The organism is Streptomyces sp. NPDC002779, from assembly GCF_042888685.1.
GTDB lineage: Bacteria > Actinomycetota > Actinomycetes > Streptomycetales > Streptomycetaceae > Streptomyces.
On the sequence record NZ_JBIAQC010000069.1, the window covers coordinates 1 to 2,406 of the forward strand.

General features: G+C 70.4%; 2 protein-coding genes and 1 pseudogene. 1 reads left to right on the forward strand and 2 read right to left on the reverse strand.

Features of this window, described 5'->3' with window-relative positions:
* Positions 1-315: 315 nt before the first annotated feature.
* A pseudogene (locus ACFYW5_RS37825) lies at positions 316-643 on the forward strand (mobilization protein); the annotation flags it as partial.
* Positions 644-815: 172 nt separating this feature from the next.
* Here the strand turns inward: ACFYW5_RS37825 and ACFYW5_RS37830 are convergent.
* Positions 816-1,643, reverse strand: coding sequence for a hypothetical protein (locus ACFYW5_RS37830; protein ID WP_389421676.1), 828 nt, complete (start codon positions 1,641-1,643; stop codon positions 816-818).
* Positions 1,640-2,230 carry a hypothetical protein gene (locus ACFYW5_RS37835; protein WP_389421677.1) on the reverse strand — a complete coding sequence of 197 codons (591 nt, stop codon included), beginning with the start codon at positions 2,228-2,230 and terminating at the stop codon, positions 1,640-1,642. The genes ACFYW5_RS37830 and ACFYW5_RS37835 overlap by 4 nt, the downstream gene beginning before the upstream one ends.
* Positions 2,231-2,406: the final 176 nt, after the last annotated feature.

Sequence of the window (2,406 nt, forward strand, 5' to 3'; positions counted from 1 at the left end):
ACCCGATACGAGAAACTCGCCGTCCGCTACGAGGCGACTGTGCTGGTCGCAGCCATCAACGAGTGGCTGTGACCAGCACTTTCGCAACACGCCCTAGTCGACGCGAATGCGCGCTCGGGCTACGACGAGGGTAAAGCTGCCAGGCCCAGCCGTGCGCCGTCGAGGAACAGGGCCAGGTGGCGCCGGTAGGCGTCGGGGTCGTCCGCGGTGGCGCCCATGATGCCGACGAGGGCGACCTCCAGGTACGTGATGTCCCGCGCGGAGATGTCGGGGCGCAGGGTTCCCTGTTGATGCGCCAGTTCGACCACCTGCGCACTGCCCCAACTCGCCGAGCAGATCCTTGCCGAGCCCGGCTGGTACGCCCTGGCCGCGACCATCGCGGACGCCGAAGCCGCCGGCGCCACGACCCGGCCGCCATCCTGTCCGACGCCGCAGGGCGCCGCGAACTCGACACCGCGGACTCGGTGAGCGACGTGCTGGTATGCGGCTGCGGCGGACGGCCGATCTGCCCGCCGATTCCTCGATCCGGTCTGAGAACGGCACCGCAGGGCGCCGCGGGTCCTCGACGCCCAGAACGGCGACCCGCCCCAACTCGCCGGGCAGGCGCCACAGCGGGGAGGAAACATCGGGCAAGACCCGGTGAGCATGCCGACACCGAAGGGGAGGTCATCCCGTGCCTGTACGCCGCCGGAAGCTCGATGGCGGCGGTCAACAGAACCATGTACCCGGGCGGCGGCAACCCGATCAGCTCCTGCTTGGTCTTCAGCCACCTCGCCGACCTGGACATGGGCGACCCGGAAGTCACACTGACCCGCTTACCCGAGCTCGGCGATAGCCCGGGCGACGTCGGGAAGGCGGAGGTACGACGCGACGCGGTGGAAGTCGACCGAATGGATCGACGCCTCCCCGTCGGTGTCCACACCGGCGAACTTCGTCGCCAGCCACCTGGGGATCGCGACGATGTCGCCCGGATCTGCCAGGTTGACCCATCGCCGAACCCGGGGTGGGCGCTGCCCGAGGCCGTCTCGGGGCGCGGGGCACAGCCGCTCGAAAACGACGGACGGCAGGCCGAGAGGCGAGCCGAGGGTCACCAGCAGGTCGACGTCGGGTCCGGGCCGCGACCACAGTGCCTCGTACGCGATCACAGAGCCGAGCGAGTGCGCGATCACCACCCGCGGACGGTGCTCGATGATCGACTCGGCCACCGAGTCGCGTACGGAGGCCCGCCCCGGCGCGCCGGGATGTCCCAGGTAGGCGTGCACCTCGCGGCAGAACACCGCAATGAAGGCGGACATCACCGGCACCGCGACGCCACCGCGCGCGGTGAGCAGCGCGATCGCCTGCCGGAGCGGCAGCGTCAGCCGGCCCTGCCGTACGGCCGTCGCGTCGACCTCGGCGACCAGGGCGGCGAGCACGTCCAGCTCGGCCGGGGACAGGCCGTGGGGGTCGGTCTCGGGCCCTTGACGGCGCCGCCGGTGCAGGTGATGGGCCCAGTAGGCGACCCGCACGTCGTCCGACCGTACACCGGCACCGCCGGCGGTGAGATGCCGTTGCCAGGTGGCCGTGAGCCGCTCGGCGGCCTCCGCGGCGGAGCGGTGCGGGTCGTGGTTCCCGACGCCGTGGACCCCCAGGATGCGCGTCACGAGGCGCCACCCGTGACGGCACCGCTCATGTCCAGGACGGCAACCTCCTGCCCGTACCCGACGGCCACGAGGCCGTCGTCGTCGATGTCGAGGCAGTGGATCCACCCGCCGGGAAGCACGGTGTCGGCGAGCCGTTCGCCGGTGAGCAGGTCGTGTACGCCGAGGTGGCCTGCCTGGGTGCCGACCACGCAGACGGCGCGGCCGTCGGCCTCACCGCAGGCGAGCGCGGTCTGCGGGCGCTCCGTGTCGGCGTCGTTGACGACGCGGCTGACGAGGGTGCCGGTCCTCGCCTCCCACACCGCGAGGGTGCCATTGAAGTCGGCGAACGCGACGAGTGGGACGCCCCGATGCTCGTGTACGGCGAGGCACTGCGCCGAGCTGTATCCCTCGAACGCCTGGATAACGACGTCGCGCCGGCTGCGGCTCGCGAGATCGTATAAGGCGATATGGCCCGTGGTGGGTCCGTACTCCGCCTGGACCCCGGCGAGCACAGGCGTGCCGTCCACCAGCAGACCACGCCAGACCGCCCGGTGGGCGTCGCCGTCGGGCACCTTCCAGTGCAGCAGGCATTCGCCGCCTAGTGTCATGCGCCAGAAATCCTGTTGGTTAGTTCTGCCCGGTTTTCTGGCCGGTGGTTCCGACCTTGGTGAGGTAGTTGGCGAGGGAGTTGAGGATCTCGTCGGCTGTCTTGGTCCAGGTGAAGGGCCGCGGATTCTCGTTCCAAGTGTGGATCCACGCAGTGATGTCGTCCTCCAGCGCTTTC